This window comes from Flavobacterium johnsoniae, from assembly GCF_030388325.1.
GTDB lineage: Bacteria > Bacteroidota > Bacteroidia > Flavobacteriales > Flavobacteriaceae > Flavobacterium > Flavobacterium johnsoniae_C.
The window spans coordinates 5072494-5091204 of record NZ_CP103794.1; the positions used below are offsets into that span (position 1 = coordinate 5072494).

Consider the following 18711-nt stretch of genomic DNA (forward strand, 5'->3'; position numbering starts at 1 on the left):
CAAAAAAAGCTTCAGAAAATATCTGAAGCTTTTTTTTAAATTAAACTCTGAAAATTAATATAGTACAGTCATCGCAAACTGCATATTTTATGTTTTAATCTGGATTTGCCAAGATTTTATACAATTCGGCATTCGAAAGATAAAATTGATTTTCTAAACTTATTTGAGATAACTTAGCACTTACTAAATTATTTTCTCTCGAATTGATTAAGAAAATAGAACTTTCACCAAAAGAAAATAGTTTTTCTTCAGAATTCAGCATCGTCATATAATCATTTACCAAATTATCAATTACCACTTTTTGCCTTCTTAAAGAAGCAATTTCAGTCTGTTGCGCTTTTATTTTATTTTTCAATTCTACTCTCTGCTGACCAATATCAAATTGCATATCTTGAATTTTTAATTTAGCCAATTTCAAATTTCCGCGTTCTTTTCTCAAGAAAATCGGAAAACTAAAGTCGATATTGAATTTATAATCGTCTGCATTAAAAGTGTTCCAATAATTTGGATCTGAAATGTAATTGTAACCTACATTAACTTTTGGCAACAACGAATTGGCTTTCAACTGGCGATTTACTTCCAAAATAGACAATTTAGTTTCCATAGATTGAATTTTCGGATGCGAATCTAAAGATTCAACATCAACCATCATGGCATCAGTTCTTAGAGTTTCCTCGATAGTTTGACCTAAATTCTGCTCTGGTTTTACCATTTCTCCTAATTCAACAGGAACATTTTCAATCCATAAAAAATTAGCTAATTTTAGCTTTGCTTTAGCCAGTTTTAAATTTCCATTTTCAACATTTAATTCTCTGTTTCTTACGGTAATTTTAGCTTCTACACTGTCAATAGCTGGCGAATCTCCCGATTCGATTAATTTCTTAACGCCTGTAAAACGAGTGCTCGCGAAACCTAGATAATTTTTGTAAAGTTCAGCTTCGTTGTAGCTTTTTCTCCATTCAAAATAAGCTTCACTTGCTTGATACAAAACTTCTATGGCTCTTAGTTTACGCTGTGCGTCACTTAGTTTTAAGTTAAGTTTTCCTTCTCTCACATCGGCCATTCGCTGATTGATAAACATTCCCTGACCCAAAGCAACAGTAACCCCAAGCGAAGCTAAACCTGCTTCTGGAGTACGGTTCTGCGGATTGTAATATTGTCCGTCTGTATCATCAAAACCAGCTTTTACTTCAATTCCGTACCAAGTCGGAATTTTGAAACTGCTGTTTAGTAACGAATAATATTCTGTGCCTTTAAATTCTTTCTTATTGTAATCTACTTCAATTTTAGGGTCAAATCCGCCGCGCGCTGCCATTAATTTGGCTTGTGCATTGCTTACTTCAAGATTAGCCTGTTTTACGAGCGGATGATATTTTTTTACATATCCCAAATACTCGATAAAAGTTAGCTCTTCTTCATTAAAGTTTTGACCTTGCATTGTAGAAAAGCAGAATAAGATTAAGAAAGAAAACAATTTTACAAGATTTCTCATTTTACTTTTTCTCCTTTCCTTTTGCTTCCTTTTCTCCTGAATTATAATAGTTTGGCGGAAAACCGTTTAAGTTTCGCCAAATCTCATACCATACCGAAACCGTTTCTAGCAACGCAATACTTTGTGCTCCGGCACCAATGCTCAATTCTTTTGGCCAGTGGCGATCTTCTCCATCTGGAGAAACCAAAATTCTATATTTTCCGTTTGGACTGATAAAGTTTTCTACCGCTACAATTTTTCCTCCATAAGTTCCATAAGATAATCCAGGCCATCCAGAAAATACAATTCTAGGCCATCCATCAAACCAAACACGAACTTTTGCGCCACGATGAACCAACGGTAAATCGATTGGATCTACGTAAGTTTCTACCGCAATATCGTATTTAGAAGGCATAATACTTACTACTGAAGTTCCTTCTTTAATTGTTTCTCCAATACCCGCCAATAAGGCTCGGTTTACATAACCACTTTGAGGCGCTGTAATGTAATACAAACCATTTCTTAATCTATAATTTGTATATTGATTTTCTAATTTATTAACCTGAGCTTCAGTATCGTATTGCGTGCTTAAAGCTGTAAATTTATCACTTCTAGATTTAGAAATTTTTTCAGCATATTCGGCGGTAATTCTATTGATTTCTACTTTTGCATTAATCAATTCGTTTCGACTGCTCAATAATTTATTTTCCTGAGTAATAATGTAAGCTTCAGATTCTTGCAATTTTAATCTTTTTTGCTCGACATCTGTCATTGGTTTTAAACCTTCTTTATTTAAAGCTGTAGAACGATCAAATTGTGTTTTTGCAATTCGAAGCTGTGTTCTAACTGCAACCAAATCCATACTGTCACTCTTTATTTTCAGTCTTGCTTGTTTGATTTTGTTGCTTGCTTGTTCCAGTTTCAACTGCCTTTCTGTATTCAAAGATTGCGCTTGAACGTCTAGAGAATTTACTTTATCACCGTAAGATTCAACAGCCATTTTTTTGGCATCGACTTGCTGTTTGGTATTTCCAACCAAATTTGGATCTAAGTAATCTTCTTTAATCTCTGAAATAAAAAGAATGGTATCTCCTTTTTTTACATAATCACCTTCTTTTACAAACCATTTTTCAATTCGTCCTGCAATAGCATTATGAACAGTTTGCGGTCTTTGATCTGGTTTTAAAGTAGTTACAGAACCGCTTCCTGAAATATTTTGTGTCCACGGCAGAAAAAGACAGCATACAAGGAAAATCAAGAATCCGATTATAACTTTATTTAAAATTCTATAATGCGGTCTTCGGGCAACACTCGTAATCGATTTGTATTTGCCCTCAGTTATAAGTACGTTGTTATCTTTAGATATATTGAGCATGATTAAAGCTTTATGTCGTTAATAATTTTTCCGTCGTCAATCGTAATCATACGGCTGCATTTGCTTTTCCAAATATCACTTTTAGAAGTTACAATTACAGTCCAATCATTTTCTTCGGAAAGTAAAAAATCAACAATTTTATTCGAAGTCAATTCGTCCATTTTATCAACTGGATCTTCTAAGAATAAAATATTTGGTTTGCTCACAATACTTCTTGCCAAAAGAATCTTTTGAACATCAGAAGCAGAAAGTTCACGTCCTCCGGGATGAATTTGATTTTCTAATCCATTCTCGAAAGTTTTGATGTAAGGTGTAAGACCTACATTATCTAAAGCCCATTTTAAATCATCGCTATTTAATTCTTCATTTCCAAAAACAATATTCTCACGAATTGTTCCTGCAAATAAGGTATCGCCTTGCAAAAATGTACCTGCTTGTGCGCGATATGTATCTTCGCTAAGACGATTCATATAATTATCGGTCACATACATCGCACCACTTTCTGGTTCTAAAACTCCTGAAAGTAATCGCAATAAAGTACTTTTTCCTGCACCGTTTGTTCCCGTAAGAATGATTTTTTCTCCTTGAGAGATTTTCAAATTAATATTCTTAAGAGACTTTTTATTGTGTTCTGGATAATTGTAATTGATGCTTTCTGTCTCGATATTGATTCCTTTCTCTGTTTTGTCTGAAGTTTCAGGAATACAAGAAATTTCCATATCGGTTACTTGACCAATTTTTTCGACAGAAGTCAAAACGTCGTAGAAAGATTCTAATCCGAAAATGATTTTTTCTACCGAGTTAATCAATAATACAATTACAATTTCAGCTGCTACGAACTGCCCTATGTTCATTTGGTGGTGAATTACCAGAAAACCACCGATCGATAATAAGGCAGCAGTAACAATTACTTTAAAAATAGTAAGCTGAATATATTGTTTTTTCATTACCTGAAAGTGCTTTTCGCGGTAATTTACGTAGTTACTCACATAACCGTCGTTTCTTTCTAAAGCATATTCGAAAGCTCCTTTTCTGCGGAAACTTTCTCTGTTTCTAGCAATTTCTTGAAGCCACGCTGCAACTTTATATTTAAATTTTGATTCGTTAAGACTGGTTTCTAATCCGTCTTTGTATGAGAATTTAAAAATTACCCATAAAATGACAATGAAAAGAAGTCCGATAACCATAAAGAAAGAATGGTATAAGACTAATAAAATAATACCAAGACCAACTTGAAGAAATGCTGTACAGAAATCTAAAAGCAATTTTGCTGTTCCTTTTTGCACCATTAAAGTATCAAAAAAGCGGTTTGCTTTTTCTGGAGCATATTCTGAATACATTTCCTTAAATTTAATTAAGGGCATTCTATAAGCAAATTCAAAAGAAGATCGAACGAAAATTCGCTGTTGCAGATTTTCTACAATTCGGAGCTGTAAAATGGTCAAAATTCCGCCAAAACCAACTCCAATTGTAACTAGAATTACAAGAACAATCCAAGAAACGCTCAGCTGTCCGCTTTGAATGAAATTAATAATGGCCTGGATTCCTAAAGGCAGGGAAAGATTTACTAAACCTGCAAATGCAGCATAGAAGATAATTTGATATACATCGCGCTTATCAAGCTGCAATAAGTTATAAAAACGTTTAAATGGTGTCATGAATGTAAGTATAAATACAAGATTATTACATAGAATAAATATACGGCAAAAACCGCATTTAGGATAAAGATTTTTCTTCTAATCCTTAAAAAGCAAGTATTTATGAATTTAGCCGAGGAGGCGGTATATCTATTTTACCATGAAAACCAAATGAAAATATTGTATTATCAATATATTTTTTCCCTTCTGATTCTATTAGAAAATAGAAACTAGGCATTAATGATTCTGATGAAATCAAATATTCCATTAAAGGAATTCCTTTTGCTAATTTGGCAGTTTTGGTCTCTTTTGTTTTGTAGTCATCCAGTTCTTCTGGAATTCCGTCACATTTGAATACTTTTTTTAGAAAATTACATGTAATGCCTTTAACGGTATAGGTTTCGGCATTATCACTAATGATTCGCGCCATACTATTTGAGATATTTAAACTGCTGATTAGAAAATAGCCGACTAGTAACGCCTGAAGGCATTTACAAAAAAAGCTATTTTTTATCCTATTCAACATACTCTAAAGGCGAAGATTTAAAATAAACCACTGAAATTCAATTAAAAACTCCAATGATTTAGGGCAATTATCTTGATTTTTCTAAGCGCGCAATTTAGACCTAAATATTTTCTCCAACATTAGAATAACATTAGAATTTGGCTATTTACAAAACTTTAAAAATAAATTAACAGGACATTCTTACACTCAAAGAACAATCGAAATTATATAACATCGACTGGCAATTCTATAACTCTCTCACCGATTTACGCTCTACTTTTGAATTCGATAATTATAAGCATAAAAACAATAAAAGTGTTACTAGAAGTATTACCAATAGAAGAAACTCCATTTATAAACGATTTAATACAAAATCAAGATATGACTTACGCAAAGAATGATTTGACCCGATTTTTAGATGCACAAAATAAATTGTATTTAACTGCTTTTTCTGAAATTAAAAAAGGTAAAAAAGAAACGCATTGGATGTGGTTTATATTTCCGCAAATCAAAGGTTTAGGAAAAAGCAATCTTTCTGATTATTATGGTGTTGCAGATTTAAAAGAAGCTACAGCGTTTTTAAATCATCCAATTTTATCGAAACATTTAATTGAGATTTCTAAACTTATGCTTACTTTAAATAAAAAATCTGCTGAAGGAATTTTGGGCGAACTAGGCGCTAAAAAATTGCATTCTTCTATGAGTTTATTTGTTCAGGTCGAAAATGCGCATCCGGTTTTTCAACAAGTTTTAGATACTTTTTTCTTCGGACATTTGGATCAAATGACTTTAAATTTTACTAAAAAAAATACTGCAAATCTGCCAGTTGCAGTACTTTCTTAATATTCTTAGGACTATAAAAAAAGCGTTTATTTCAATATGAAATAGACGCTTTTTTATTTCACAAAAACTGATCCCAGAGGACTTAATATTTATAGATTATTTATATCTCACCACAAAAACCTTAGAGAGGCGAAATGTATCGCTCTTCCAGAGCTTTAGTAAATTGAGGAAATTTAATTACCTATAAATATTTAGCTTCTCCGAAGCCTTCAATTTTGAAAAATAAAAAAAGGCTGTCTCAAAAGTCGAGACAGCCTTTTCATCAACAATAATAAATATAAAATAAAGGTAAAATTCTGTTTACGAACTTTTCTCAAAATTAGAAACTCCTTTTTGAAGCCAGTTTAAATACTCCTTAATATCAGGATTATACGCCGAAGTCTCATTTAAAGTTTCTCCCTCATGATTAACCAAAACATAAAATGGCTGTGCGTTTGTTTTATAAGTAAGCGTTTGAAATTCGCTCCATTTTTGTCCAATGTATTTTAGTTTTTTTCCTGTAAGTTTTGAAGTAATTTGTTCCTCTGGATTTAATTCTCTTTTGTCATCTACATATAGCGAAATCAAAACCAAATCGCCTTTTAAGATTTTCTGAATCTTTTCGTCAGACCAAACATTATCTTCCATTTTACGGCAATTTACGCAGGCATGACCTGTAAAATCAATCATAACAGGTTTTCCGATTTTTTTGGCGTATTGCATTCCTAAATCATAATCGGTAAAGGCTATAATATTATGCGGACCAAGTTCTGCGCCTTCTGGAAGATTTTGTGCTATTTCTTTCGACGATGAATTATTTAAACCATTCGGAATTTCACTATAATGCATTGGCGGCGGAAAACCGCTAATCATTTTCAATGGCGCGCCCCAAATTCCTGGAATTAAATAAATGGTAAAAGCCAGAACTACAACTCCAAGTCCTAATCTTGGAACACTGATATTCGAAATCGGACTATCGTGCGGCAATTGGATTTTTCCAAATAAATAAAAAGTCAGCGTTCCGAAAATGGCAATCCAAATCGCTAAAAATGTTTCTCTTTCTAACCAATGCAATTGTAAAACCAAATCTGCATTTGATAGAAATTTAAAAGCCAAAGCCATTTCTAAAAATCCTAAAAATACTTTAACCGAATTGAGCCAACCGCCCGATTTTGGCAACGAATTCAACCAACCCGGAAAAGCCGCAAACAAAGTAAACGGCAATGCCAAAGCGAGAGAAAAACCAAACATTCCGACAAAAGGTGCAATTCCTCCGCGCGAAGCGGCTTCTACCAATAAAGTTCCGACAATTGGACCTGTGCAAGAAAATGATACAATTGCCAAAGCCAAAGCCATAAATAATATTCCGATAATTCCACCTTTATCTGCCTGCGAATCGACTTTGTTTGCCCATGCATTTGGCAACATAATTTCGAATGCGCCCAAAAAAGAGAATGCAAAAATCATTAGAAGAACAAAAAAGATCAGATTGAACCAAACATTTGTCGAAAGCGCGTTTAGAGAATCTGCTCCAAAAATCCAAGTCACTATGGCTCCGAGAAAGATATAAATGGTAATAATTGCAATTCCGTAAAAAATGGCTTTTCTAATTCCTTGCGATTTGGTTTTGCTTTGTTTGGTAAAAAAACTCACCGTCATCGGAATCATTGGGAAAACGCAAGGCGTAAGCAAAGCCGCAAAACCTGAGAAAAAAGACAAGATAAAAATTGTCCATAAACTTCTTGATGCTGTTTCTGGATTTTGTTTTTTAAACACTTTTTGAGGCGTTTTTACAATTTTTGACAGAACAATTTCTGCTTTTTTTTCTTGTAAGACTGTTCCAGAAGAATCAACTTCTTCAATTTTTGTTTCTGTATTTACTGCACTTTCAATTAAAGTTTTCGCTTTCGCGGAAGGAACAATGTTAAACTCCAATTCATCAGTTCCAGGCGGAAGGCAATTTTCATCGTTACAAACCATAAACTCAACATCTGCTTTAATTTTTAAAGGGTTCGATGATAGTAATCTAATGCGCTGTCTAAAAGTGGTTTCTTTCTCAAAAAACTTAATCTGCATTTTAAAAACAGGATCGTTTACAATTTTGCCTTTTTCTTCTTTTACTCCTCCAAACAACTCAAATTCAGAACTTTTAGCAAAAGAAAAGCGAGTCGGAATTGGTCCTCCGTCTTGTACATTCTGACTGTATAAATGCCAGCCTGGCTCTATAATGGCTTTTACCTGCAATTCGTATTCATTTCCAGAAATATTCTCGACACTGGTTTTCCATTTTATAGGATTGTAGATTTGAGCTTTAATGAAAGTGGAAAACAACAGGAAGAAGCCCAATAAAAAAATATTATTTTTCATGGGTTAAAATCTTTAATTAAGAGGGCTGAATAGCTAAAACAACCCTCTATGAAATCCGCTATACAAATTAAATTGCTTACTAATTCAAAATATTATTTGATAGGGAATTACAAATTAAACTCTAATAAAAATGGGTTAGATTATTTTAGCGGTTTGAAAACAATTTCCATAGAATCTGCATTTGCTAATAAAGCGTTAGCAAAATCCTGAATGTCTTTGGCTGAAATGTTTTTTACAATGTCTTCAAAATTTTTCGGATCATTTATATTGTAACCTTCTTCAAAATAATTCGAAAGCAAACTCATGCTGTAACTGTTAAAGTTTTTGCTGTCTTCTCTAGATTTTAAGTAATTTTTTCTTGTCTTTTCAATATCTTCTGAAGCAATTTCGCCTTTTTTGATTTTATCAATTTCCTGATATACAATTGGCAATAAATGTTCTACTTTGTCTGCATCACAATCAAAAGTAATTTGAATACCTCCTTTTGCAATTGGATCTTTTACTAAAGAACCTTTAACTTGTGCGCCATAAGTACCGCCTTCTTTTTCACGAAGACTTTCTGTGTAGCGCAAAGTCAGAATATCACCTAAAAAAGAATTCAAAATTCTATTCTTTTGAGAATAAGCGTAATCTTTCATAAAAGCAATATTTACAGAACTTTTAGGAGTTTCCATTTTTATAAAAACATCACGATCAATTTTCTTCGAAGTCCATTCTGGAACATCGATTTTGAATTTTTCTTTTCTTTTAATTCCTTTTATGCTCGCAATATATTTTTCTAATAATGGTTTCAAAACTTCTGGAGTAACATCTCCCACAATATAAAATTGAAAGTTTGAAACGTCTGCAAAACGGTCTAAATAAATAGATTTCATTTTTTCAAAAGATAAATCATCAATATACTTTTGATCTAATGGTCGAATTTTTGGATTATTTTTTCCGTAAACAATATTCGACATACTATCCTGCATTTTTGCATTTATGTCGTTTTCTCTGTTTTTTAAAGAATTTTGAAGTCTTTGTTTTAAAAGATCATACATCTGAAGATCAAATCTCGGCTGCACAAAACGTAAATGAACCAATTCCATCATGGTTTCAATGTCTTTTACATTTGCAGAACCGCTTACTTCTTCTTTTAAAGAGCTAATAGTTACGTAAGAATTTGCAATTTTCCCTTTTAAAACCTTTTCCAAATCAACATTTGAAAGTTCGCCAATTCCAGACATCATTGCCAAACTTGTAGAACGATACGCAGAAGGCATGTCTTCAAATTTATACAAAGAGATTCCGCCCTGACTTTCTGCTTCTAAATTGACTTGTTTTTTGTTTTTATCTGCAAATTTGTAATGTACTTTTACACCATTACTCAAAACAAAAGTAGTCGCATCAATGGCTGTTTCTTTTTTCTCAGAAACAATTTTTCCTGGATTAATTTTCAGATTTCCTAAAAGTGTTTTTCCTTCAAATGTATCTACATAAGCTTGCAATGAAGAATCGTTTTCGGCTTTCTGAATAATATCAAATGCTTTTTCTTGTGTTAAATTTTCTTCGCCTTCAACACCAGTTACCGTTACTACGCGATTTTTCTGTGTATATAATTTGCTAATTTGTTCTTGAAGAATTTTAGTGTCAATATTTTTTAAAATACTTTTTACCATTTTAAATTCAGCAACAGGATCTGCTATTACATCATGTTTCAAATAATCGTCTTTTACCATTCCGATCACTTGTTTGTGCGAAATCTCATTTTGCTTATCTAAATAATTTTCATAACCCGAAATAGTTTCTGTAACGGCTCTTTCGATTTCGCCTTTAGAAAAACCAAATTTATATGCGCGAACCCATTCTTTCATAACCAAAGCAAAAGCCTCAGCTTGTTTTTCTGGTTTTGGAGAAATACTCATTATCCAAATGTCATTTAATCGAGAATAGTTTTGGTATCCGATTTTTGCGCCTTTAAATGGACATTCTTGTTTTTGAGCCATTTCTGCCAAACGATTATTCAAAATAGAAAAAGATAATCTTTGCTGGGTTGTTTTTTCTAATTCGGCATAAGTATTCGTTGATTTTTCAGTTTCATGGCGAATCATAAAACTAATATTCGAAGTCGAAATTTCTTTGTCTAATGCCAATTTGAACGTTGGTTCTAGTCTTTCTGGAATCGCAATTTCAAAACGTTTTTTCGGATTTTGAGGCGTCGGAATATCTGCAAAAAGTTTTTTGATTTTTGCTTCAATTTCGTCTGCATTAATATCTCCAACAATGGCGATTGCCTGTAAATCTGGACGATACCAATCTTTATAAAAATCTTTTAAAACCTGATATTTGAAGTTTTTCACAATATCCATATCGCCAATCGGCATGCGTTCTGCGTAAAGCGAATTATTGTAATAATAAGGCGCTAATTGATTATAAATTCTAGCTCCAGCATTTTGTCTCGTACGCCATTCTTCTGTAATCACGCCACGTTCTGCGTCGATTTCTTCATTCGTTAGAGATAAAAAATTGGACCAATCGTGCAGAACCAGCAAACAAGTATCGACAACTCCGCCATCTTTTGACGGAATATTGTCTAAGTTGTAAACCGTTTCGTCTGTGCTCGTGTAAGCATTGATGTTTTTTCCGAAAACGGCTCCTTGTTTTTGAAGTGTATTCAAAATGCCTTTTCCTTCAAAATGTTTGGTTCCGTTAAACGCCATATGTTCTAGAAAATGCGCCAGACCTTTCTGCTGGTCATTTTCTAAAATAGAACCCACGTTTTGAATGATATAATAACTTGCCGTATTTTTATTTACCTCAGTCGGATAAATATAATACGTCATTCCGTTTGGCAAAACTCCCTTTTTTATCTTTTGATTAACCGCAATTGGATCAGTCGATTTAAAGTTTTGCGCTTTCGCGGATGAAAAACATCCAGCGACAAACAGTAAGATTGCTATTTTTTTGCTGTATTTCATAAAGCTAATTATTAACTCTTCAATAATTTATCCAATTGAACTCTCAATTCTGGATTGGACGGACGAAGCGCATCGGCGTTGATGATATTTCCTTTTGTATCAAATAATAAAAATCTCGGAATGGCATTCACATCATAATTTTTAGCCACATCAGAACCAAAATCTTTGTCAGTCATTAACTGAATTCCTTTTAATTGTTCTTTTGTAACGTAATCTTTCCATTTTTGAGCATCTTTTGCTTTGTCTAATGAAAGGCTTACAAAAACGATATTTTTTCCGTGATAATCTTCCTCGATTTTTTTCATGTGAGGAATCTCAGTTTTACAAGGTCCGCACCAAGTTGCCCATAAATCGATGTAGACAAATTTACCTTTAAAATCTGAAAAAGAAACTGGTTTGTCATTGATATCTTTATAAGTAAAATCTAACCCTTTCTGTCCTACACTTTTATGCAACACTTTTTCGTACTCTAATAAAAATGCTTTACTAGCATCTGAAACCATTAATGGTTTAATACTTGGCGCAATTTTCTCGTATTCTTCGATTTTCATTCTAGAAGTTGCAACGGCATCGCGCAAATAAACATCTTTAAGCGCTGGATCTGTAATATGCGTAATTGCTTCTGTTAAATCTAAACGTTTTGGCGCATCACCAGAATTCATTGTTACATAAAAGAAATAATTTGACATTAGAGAAACGCCATTTTGCAATTTTAATAAATCTGGATCTGTAAACTTTTTATCTGTCTGCCAAGTTTTTATTACGGCAGGACGATCGTCTTTATCTGGAAATGCAGTTCTTGGCATTCTGAAAAAAGTATAAGTCAATTCTTCAACATCTGTTGCAACGGCCAATTTTAATAATTTATTGAATGTCGCGTCTTTCGTTTTTATAGATTTAGAAAATTCATCAGCTTTTGCAACTCCTTTGTCAATGAAAGGATAAAATTCTACGTAAGTTACATTTCCGCCTAATCTCGCAAAAGGTGCAAATTCGTTATAGATTTCATTTGCTTTTTGAACTAAAGCGTTCTGTCCGATATTTTTTCCGCTCAAAACGTAAGAATCTTTACTTATTGCAAGATTGATATCCAATTTTGGCTCTAAATACAAACGAATTAATTGGTTTCTGCTTTTAAATTGTCCATAATCCACATAATAAAAGCCAGCGGCTGAAACTGGTGTCAAAAAGCCAAACTCCCCCAGAGAATTAACTTTTGCGGTAGCCGCAACAACTGGCTTTCCTTCTTCAACATTGTAAAGCGTGATTTCTTTTGTTTTTAAATCTGGAATCGCAATTGTTCCTTTAATTACTGCATAATCAGACAGATTTACAGCATAACTCATTTGAACCATAATAAAGGTCATAATGAAATAAAAAGCATTCTTTTTCATATTTTTTGTTTTTTGTTGATAGTTTTAAATTGAAATTTGCATGGATTGATCGCCCTGCTCGATGATAAAATCTTTGCTTTCCTTAGATTCTTTCAGCTTTTTAAGATTTTCTGGTTTTAATAAATCTTTGGCTTCGAAATCATTTATCTGAGTCACTTTTGCTCCGGTTTTTATTTTCTTTAAATCTTCATTTTGCTGATCTATAATTCTTTTTACTATTAAATTTTGGTTGTCATCAAAATCTAAATCCATTCCGCCTAAGTAGAAATAAGGTGTTTTTTTGAAGTTTTTATTGGGTTCTAAATAAACCGTTTTGTGCAAAAGATCAATCGTAAAATTGAAGCGTTTAATTAAATCGATTCCTAAAGATCCATCGGCGAAAGCCCAGTTTTTATTGGCTTCGTCATATTCTTGAAGCGCTACGGTTACGTTTGGAAAATTATTTCCGTTAATTGCCACATTCGGAATTGCGCCGCCTACGATTTTGGTTTGTTTTCCTAAACTGTAATTCACAGAAGTATATTCTGTTTTGAAGTTTGCTTCCAGATTATTTTTATGATTGAAAGGTCCGTACGCGATTAAATCGTAACCTGCACCAGTATCAAAAGTAAAATTGCCTTCGACTGTTTTTTTGTCTTCAAAAGTCAGATTCATTTTTACGACTGGAAGTCCCGATTTATAATCAAAAACAAATGGTTTTGCTTTTCCCCAATAATTGAAATTTCCAAAATTGTACAAATCGATTGTCATCGTATCAAAATTGACAGACGTAATGAAATTTCGCAACAAGTTTGCGCCAAACAATCCGTCGTAAACACCATGTTTCGGAAAAATGACCAAACCTTGATTTTTTAAAACCTGATCGCCAATATAAATGGTATTGTCCGCAGAATACTTTACTTCTTGACTTCCGCCAACCACAGAAGCCGATTTGGTTTTGGTTACCACAACTCCAGCTTTGTAAGCACTATCGGGATTTAAAGCCATTCCGTCTGCGCCGGTATCAAAAAGCATTAAAAATTCTCTATCGGCTTTATTTAATTTTATTTTAATGGCGATTCCGTTTTCGATAATTTCAAACGGAATACTTGCCACTTCTTTTACTGCTGCATGTCTGTCGACTTTGTATAAACCATCAAAAAATGTTACGTACAATATTTTATTCTCCGAATTGAAAACAAACTGAGTCGGCTTTTTTTCTTTTCCTTTAAAACAAAAATCAGCCAAAACATAGGTTTCGTTTTTCATTTCCACCTTTTTTCCAATTTGAATAGAATCCAAAACAGGAAACGCATTGAAAATTCCGTTCAAATAATATTCGTTTGATGAAGCATCTCCAACACCAACAGTAAACTGTGGTGCCAAAAGATTTTTCATGCTGTTGTAATCTTTATTCTGAAATGCTTTTTCGAAAATTTCAATAGATTTCTGAATGCTATTTTGTGCATTAATCGAACAGCTAAAAATCAATATTGAAAACAAGAAGATCTTTTTCATTTCAATTACTTTTGTGAAGCCGACGGATTAACTACCACTTTTTCTACTCCAAAATCTTTCAATAAAATACCAGAATATTTTTCGAATTCTTCTGGTGTGTAGAGTTCTTTAGAATCATTTACTAATTCTGTAAAACCTTTTAAATCCTTCTTTTTTTCGAACTCTTTTTTCTTGCGTTGCAAAATGGAAAATACGTGAGTTGTCACATTCCATCTTCCATAGTCTTTCGCAAATTTTTTACTGTTTAAAAGAAAGGCGTCATCGTATTGTTTACCGACTCTTAAACCTGTAACGATTACAAAAGAAATTTCGTCGGAAGCGTCTTTAGATTTTAAATACGAATCGATTACTTCAAAAGGAACATTTCTTTTTCCGTCTAAATAAGCTTGTTTGTAAAAATCTGGATAGTCTTTTTCTTGAATTTCTGGGCTGTACTTTTTGAAATTCCCTTTTTTAGCCGATTCTTTAGCGTTTTGAAGCAAGGCTGTAAATTGCTCTACGTTATGAAAACCGCCAGCAATATCAATTATTTTTCCATCGGCATTCATCAACAAAAAAGTTGGAAAACCAGTTACGCCATATTTCATGCACAACTTTTTACCAATTTCTTCTTTCAAAATATCCGATTTGAAAGTGACAAAATCAGCATTTAAAAGAGCCGCTACTTTTGGATCTGGAAATACTTCTTTGTCCATTTGTGCGCAAGGCATACAACCTGTGAAATACAAATCGACAAAGATTAATTTTTTCTCCGTTTGAGCTTGTTTTTTGGCTTGTTTCCAGCTTTCTTCTGTAGATTGTGTCTGTGCTTTTAAGGCAAAAGAATGACAGGCAAGCAGCAAAACTGCGCTTGCGATTTTAAAAAATCGTTTCATAAAATGTGGGTTTTAGAAGCCGAATGAAGCTGTTGCACTTCATTCGGATTTATATATTTTAGGTTTTTAATTATCTCGCACGGTAAGCAACATCAACAATTTTGCATAAACCTGAGTAGCTATAGTCAAGAACCAAATCTCCATTTACAGGCGGAACTGTAAATAATTCTAATTTGCCCGTTGTACCATAACTTCCGACGATTAATTTTTTATTGTATAATTTATTTGCTCTTCCATTACAATCTAAATAAGTGATTACTTCATTGCCTTTGTCTAGCATTAATTTTGCAGATTGAGTTCCGTTATCGTACTCGTATAATTTTCCTCCAACTGCATAAAATAAATATCCAGAATCTGGACTTACCGCGAATTTTGTGGCTTTATCAAAATCTGGTGCGTTTAATATTTCTCTGTAATACGTTTGCGCTAAGGCTTTATTGAATCGAAGCAAATGAAATTTACCTGTTGTAACATTCTTTAGAACCGCAAAATTTTCAAAAGAATTATACGAAGATGTGGTCATGTAAACCAAATCGCAATTGGTATTATTCCAATCCAAAACAGTTGTAGAACCAACAACTGGTGGCATTATAGAACAGTTTCCTTTTACGACATTCATACGCACAAAACGACGCAAATCTTTATCAAATAAAACTGGAGGACTAGAATATCCCTGATTATCCGCTATAAAGGGCGCAGCATTAAACGGTTTTGTTTCTGTATCTAAAATATTATTAGGCAAACCATATCTCACTTGTTGAACTTTTACATAACTGTAAACATTTCCATTGCTGTAGATAAGATTTTCTCCTGCTCCCGCCGATTTCATAAAATCGACCCCAAAATTGGTATCAAAAGCACCGCCTACACTTTCGTAAGCTATATTTTGAGATTGTGTCCAAGCAAAAGAATCTGGTTCTAATCGAGAGGTTCCGCTTTCTGAAGCTGTAACGTAAATTCCGTAAGCTGTAGAAGTCGCAGTCGCATTTCCAAAACATTCTACATCGACTGCTTTTCCGCTTAGTTTTAGAGCTGAGCCAGCCGCATCTAAAACATCATTAATAACACGAGTAGTACCATTCGGAATTATAGAAACCATATCTAATCTCGCTTTTCCATCAACATCTCCGACTACAAGCCAGCCTTCATAAATAGCTGAAACAACATTGAGTGTAAAATAGTTCTGCTGCCAAGTAACTCCCGTATCTTTATCTGTAATTAAATAGTAAACCAGGTATTTTCCAGGCGCTAATTTTACTAAGTCATCAAAATCTCTTTTGGTACTTATAACATTTCTAGCAGTCTTTATTGCTACCCATTCAAATGTATAACGATCAGGATTGGTTCCGTCATCTTTCGTAAACTTCAAAGTTGGAGCTAACTTAAAACGTTCTCCTGTATATACCGTATATTCTTTATCTATGCCCGTTACATTTACGGTGTTGATATCGGTATAATTATAATTGCCTTCATCGCTGACACAACTGTTTGCTAAAATCATTAGAAACAGTAAAGCGATTTTTATTTGTATCTTTTTAATCATTTTTATATGTTTTGATATGAAATGAATTGGATAATTTATGGAAGGAACATTTCTGTACCATCTTCTTCGTAAATAGTATTTCCAGATTTCTTCTGATCGGCCAAATAACGTTTCATGAAATTCTGGTAATACGTCACATCAGGAACTGTTAATCCTGCAGAACCGAGTTTTTGTGCAAACATTTCAGGCTGCAAGTCCATAAGCTCGCACATTAAAAAGAATTTTTTAGGTGTAAAAACTCCCAAATAAGCGGCAAACCATCCTGGAGGTTGTGATAATTTATCATCGAAAGTTATCTTACAACGAATAAAACTTATGGTTTTCTTGGTAATAGAATTCACTATTTTGTTTTGCATTTTTGTTGTAAACCATTCATTCTCTTCAAGATTTAAAACCAATGTATATTGTTTGGTTTTCATATCTGGAGTTCTAAAAAAGACAACATCTACTGTATCTACTCGATGTCCAGCATGAAGATAAATTTCTTTAGGTAATTGAAAATGAGTCCCTTCAATTGCTGTACTTGATGGATCAATAGTAAGTTTAACTTTTCTATCCACATCGCTTAGTTTTCCTTGAACTCTAATAGGAATTCTGAAAAGTCTAGCCGTAATAGTTGGCTTGTCTAAACCGAAACTAAATCCAGTGCTGTCGCGCACAGGTTCACTAATTCCGTTCGGAGCATATAAAGCGTTAGAAAAATAAATATTATCGGTGTCTTCGTAAGTTGCGATTTCTTCTCTCTCGCAAGATGTAAATCCTAAAAAAGAAACGAAGATTATACTTAAAATCAATATCTTATTCATATTTAATCTTTTAAATTATTGATAATTAATTTCAGAATCTGGAAGTGGCACCACATATTGAACAGCACTCATTGTCAAGTTTCCTGATGCAGCCGAACCATTTGGAATAGTGGTAGAATTGATTCTTTTGTAATAGAAAAACAACTGCCCTTCTCCGATAAATTCTTTTCTGTATTCTTTTGTAACCTCAGTTGCTAAAACTGCTGTTGCGGCTAAATTGGTAAGACCTCTATTAAAACGAAGCGTATTTAAGTACGAAATTCCAGTTGCCGGAACAGTTGAAGTTTCGGCTGCGATTAAATACATTTCCGAAAGCTTAAACATCGGAATCTGTAGACGAAACAGTTTAGTTTTGTCGTTAACATCTTCATATTTAAAGAATGTTTTTTGGGTTTTTCCTCCTACAATTGGAATTTTCCAACTTGGAAGACTTCTGTAATCGTTATCATTCGATTCAAAAACAGCATTGATTCTTGTCAATAATGGAGAATATATTTTACTATCTGCCAAACTAGAATCGAACAAATCTTTTTGTTTGGTGTATAAAGTATAATCGCTTAATGCAAAGAAATTTTCTGAAGAAAAAATACGGTCAGGATCTGCCGAATTCGTTGCATCTAAAAAAGTTGTCCAAGGAAAAAGCGTATTCGATTTTGTAAAATTTATTACTTCATTTGCTACAACCGAAGCAGCAGTTTTATTATCAGAATACAAAAGAACACGTGCCTTTAAACATTTTACAGCCAAATAATTCATTCTATTTCCTCTGTTTGCAGCATAATACGGATTACCTCCAAAAGCTCCTGAAGTTGCATATTTTCCATTAGTCAAAACAGGGTCATTTGCTAGCAGAACTAACGCCTGATCCAAATCGGCAAGTATTTTTGTAATTACATCTTTAGCCGGAAGAATCGGATTATTGGTTGGCGCATATTTATCATAATAAGGTATTCCTGGATCAGCAGGAGCTACTTTATAGATTGGCCCATAAAGACGTAGCATATCAAAATGAAGCATAGCGCGAATTGCAATTGCTTCTCCTTTTAACAAATCGGCTTTGTCGCTCGAAATTACCCCAGCGTGTTCATCTATACTTTCTAGAAATTTATTAGCTGATAAAATTGTTGTAAAAGCCGTTTCCCAAATACCTGTAAAAGTTTCTTTAGGCGTTTTTTCTGCATAAGCATATGTCGTCATTGTATATTTTGAATGACTTGAATTCATATTATACTGCTGTGCCAAAATCTCAACTGCGTCCATTGTTAGCTGTTTTCCATAAAGATTATTAGCCGCCAATTGCAGATAAAGTCCGTTATGCACATTCTGAACTCCTGCCTCCGAATTATACAATTGCGATTCTAAGATTTTATCCTGAGGTACCACATCTAGAAAATCACTACAGCCCACAACTGAAAGAGATACTAGAAAAAGGAATGAAATTTTATATAAATACTTTTTCATA

The 18711-nt window shown here is 33.4% G+C and carries 13 protein-coding genes; 1 reads left to right on the forward strand and 12 read right to left on the reverse strand.

All coding sequences use genetic code 11. From position 1 onward, the window contains the following. Positions 1 to 94: 94 nt before the first annotated feature. The 4 genes from NYQ10_RS21405 to NYQ10_RS21420 form a co-directional block, all read right to left on the reverse strand. Positions 95 to 1492, reverse strand: a complete 1398-nt coding sequence (locus NYQ10_RS21405) for a TolC family protein (protein WP_289878155.1) — start codon at positions 1490 to 1492, stop codon at positions 95 to 97. A gap of 1 nt (position 1493) precedes the next feature. After that, positions 1494 to 2846 (reverse strand): HlyD family secretion protein, encoded by a 1353-nt coding sequence (locus tag NYQ10_RS21410; protein ID WP_289878156.1) that lies wholly within the window; start codon positions 2844 to 2846, stop codon positions 1494 to 1496. A gap of 2 nt (positions 2847 to 2848) precedes the next feature. Then, positions 2849 to 4504 (reverse strand): peptidase domain-containing ABC transporter, encoded by a 1656-nt coding sequence (locus NYQ10_RS21415; RefSeq protein ID WP_289878157.1) that lies wholly within the window; start codon positions 4502 to 4504, stop codon positions 2849 to 2851. 100 nt (positions 4505 to 4604) lie between these two features. Further along, positions 4605 to 4913 (reverse strand): hypothetical protein, encoded by a 309-nt coding sequence (locus tag NYQ10_RS21420; protein WP_289878159.1) that lies wholly within the window; start codon positions 4911 to 4913, stop codon positions 4605 to 4607. A gap of 456 nt (positions 4914 to 5369) precedes the next feature. On the opposite strand from NYQ10_RS21420, the gene NYQ10_RS21425 reads away from it, so the two are divergent. Then, the gene (locus NYQ10_RS21425) at positions 5370 to 5831 is read left to right on the forward strand and encodes a DUF1810 domain-containing protein (protein WP_289881061.1); all 462 of its coding nucleotides are present in this window, start codon (positions 5370 to 5372) and stop codon (positions 5829 to 5831) included. 300 nt (positions 5832 to 6131) lie between these two features. On the opposite strand, the gene NYQ10_RS21430 is transcribed toward NYQ10_RS21425, so the two are convergent. From NYQ10_RS21430 to NYQ10_RS21465, 8 genes are all read right to left on the reverse strand, one after another. Then, positions 6132 to 8177 (reverse strand): protein-disulfide reductase DsbD family protein, encoded by a 2046-nt coding sequence (locus NYQ10_RS21430; RefSeq protein WP_289878160.1) that lies wholly within the window; start codon positions 8175 to 8177, stop codon positions 6132 to 6134. A gap of 140 nt (positions 8178 to 8317) precedes the next feature. Continuing rightward, positions 8318 to 11134: a M16 family metallopeptidase gene (locus tag NYQ10_RS21435; RefSeq protein WP_289878161.1), complete on the reverse strand. Its 2817-nt coding sequence runs from the start codon at positions 11132 to 11134 to the stop codon at positions 8318 to 8320. 11 nt (positions 11135 to 11145) lie between these two features. Beyond that, positions 11146 to 12528: a TlpA family protein disulfide reductase gene (locus NYQ10_RS21440; RefSeq protein ID WP_289878162.1), complete on the reverse strand. Its 1383-nt coding sequence runs from the start codon at positions 12526 to 12528 to the stop codon at positions 11146 to 11148. A gap of 24 nt (positions 12529 to 12552) precedes the next feature. Further along, positions 12553 to 14025 (reverse strand): retropepsin-like aspartic protease, encoded by a 1473-nt coding sequence (locus tag NYQ10_RS21445; RefSeq protein ID WP_289878163.1) that lies wholly within the window; start codon positions 14023 to 14025, stop codon positions 12553 to 12555. Positions 14026 to 14030: 5 nt separating this feature from the next. Beyond that, a complete protein-coding gene (locus NYQ10_RS21450; RefSeq protein ID WP_289878164.1) occupies positions 14031 to 14900 on the reverse strand; it encodes a thioredoxin family protein in 870 nt (289 codons plus the stop codon). A gap of 70 nt (positions 14901 to 14970) precedes the next feature. Continuing rightward, positions 14971 to 16443 (reverse strand): PKD-like family lipoprotein, encoded by a 1473-nt coding sequence (locus NYQ10_RS21455; protein WP_289878165.1) that lies wholly within the window; start codon positions 16441 to 16443, stop codon positions 14971 to 14973. Between the two features lie 35 nt (positions 16444 to 16478). Further along, complete coding sequence (locus NYQ10_RS21460; protein ID WP_289878166.1) at positions 16479 to 17249, reverse strand: DUF4843 domain-containing protein; 771 nt, start codon at positions 17247 to 17249, stop codon at positions 16479 to 16481. A gap of 15 nt (positions 17250 to 17264) precedes the next feature. Then, a complete protein-coding gene (locus NYQ10_RS21465; RefSeq protein ID WP_289878167.1) occupies positions 17265 to 18710 on the reverse strand; it encodes a RagB/SusD family nutrient uptake outer membrane protein in 1446 nt (481 codons plus the stop codon). Position 18711 lies beyond the last annotated feature (1 nt).

Bases quoted from the DNA above. Each gene is read 5' to 3' on its own strand.
- NYQ10_RS21455 (WP_289878165.1), bottom strand. From the start codon at position 16,443: ATGATTAAAAAGATACAAATAAAAATCGCTTTACTGTTTCTAATGATT.
- NYQ10_RS21440 (WP_289878162.1), bottom strand. From the start codon at position 12,528: ATGAAAAAGAATGCTTTTTATTTCATTATGACCTTTATTATGGTTCAA.
- NYQ10_RS21420 (WP_289878159.1), bottom strand. From the start codon at position 4,913: ATGGCGCGAATCATTAGTGATAATGCCGAAACCTATACCGTTAAAGGC.
- NYQ10_RS21435 (WP_289878161.1), bottom strand. From the start codon at position 11,134: ATGAAATACAGCAAAAAAATAGCAATCTTACTGTTTGTCGCTGGATGT.
- NYQ10_RS21460 (WP_289878166.1), bottom strand. From the start codon at position 17,249: ATGAATAAGATATTGATTTTAAGTATAATCTTCGTTTCTTTTTTAGGA.
- NYQ10_RS21430 (WP_289878160.1), bottom strand. From the start codon at position 8,177: ATGAAAAATAATATTTTTTTATTGGGCTTCTTCCTGTTGTTTTCCACT.
- NYQ10_RS21415 (WP_289878157.1), bottom strand. From the start codon at position 4,504: ATGACACCATTTAAACGTTTTTATAACTTATTGCAGCTTGATAAGCGC.
- NYQ10_RS21450 (WP_289878164.1), bottom strand. From the start codon at position 14,900: ATGAAACGATTTTTTAAAATCGCAAGCGCAGTTTTGCTGCTTGCCTGT.
- NYQ10_RS21445 (WP_289878163.1), bottom strand. From the start codon at position 14,025: ATGAAAAAGATCTTCTTGTTTTCAATATTGATTTTTAGCTGTTCGATT.
- NYQ10_RS21465 (WP_289878167.1), bottom strand. From the start codon at position 18,710: ATGAAAAAGTATTTATATAAAATTTCATTCCTTTTTCTAGTATCTCTT.
- NYQ10_RS21410 (WP_289878156.1), bottom strand. From the start codon at position 2,846: ATGCTCAATATATCTAAAGATAACAACGTACTTATAACTGAGGGCAAA.
- NYQ10_RS21405 (WP_289878155.1), bottom strand. From the start codon at position 1,492: ATGAGAAATCTTGTAAAATTGTTTTCTTTCTTAATCTTATTCTGCTTT.
- NYQ10_RS21425 (WP_289881061.1), top strand. From the start codon at position 5,370: ATGACTTACGCAAAGAATGATTTGACCCGATTTTTAGATGCACAAAAT.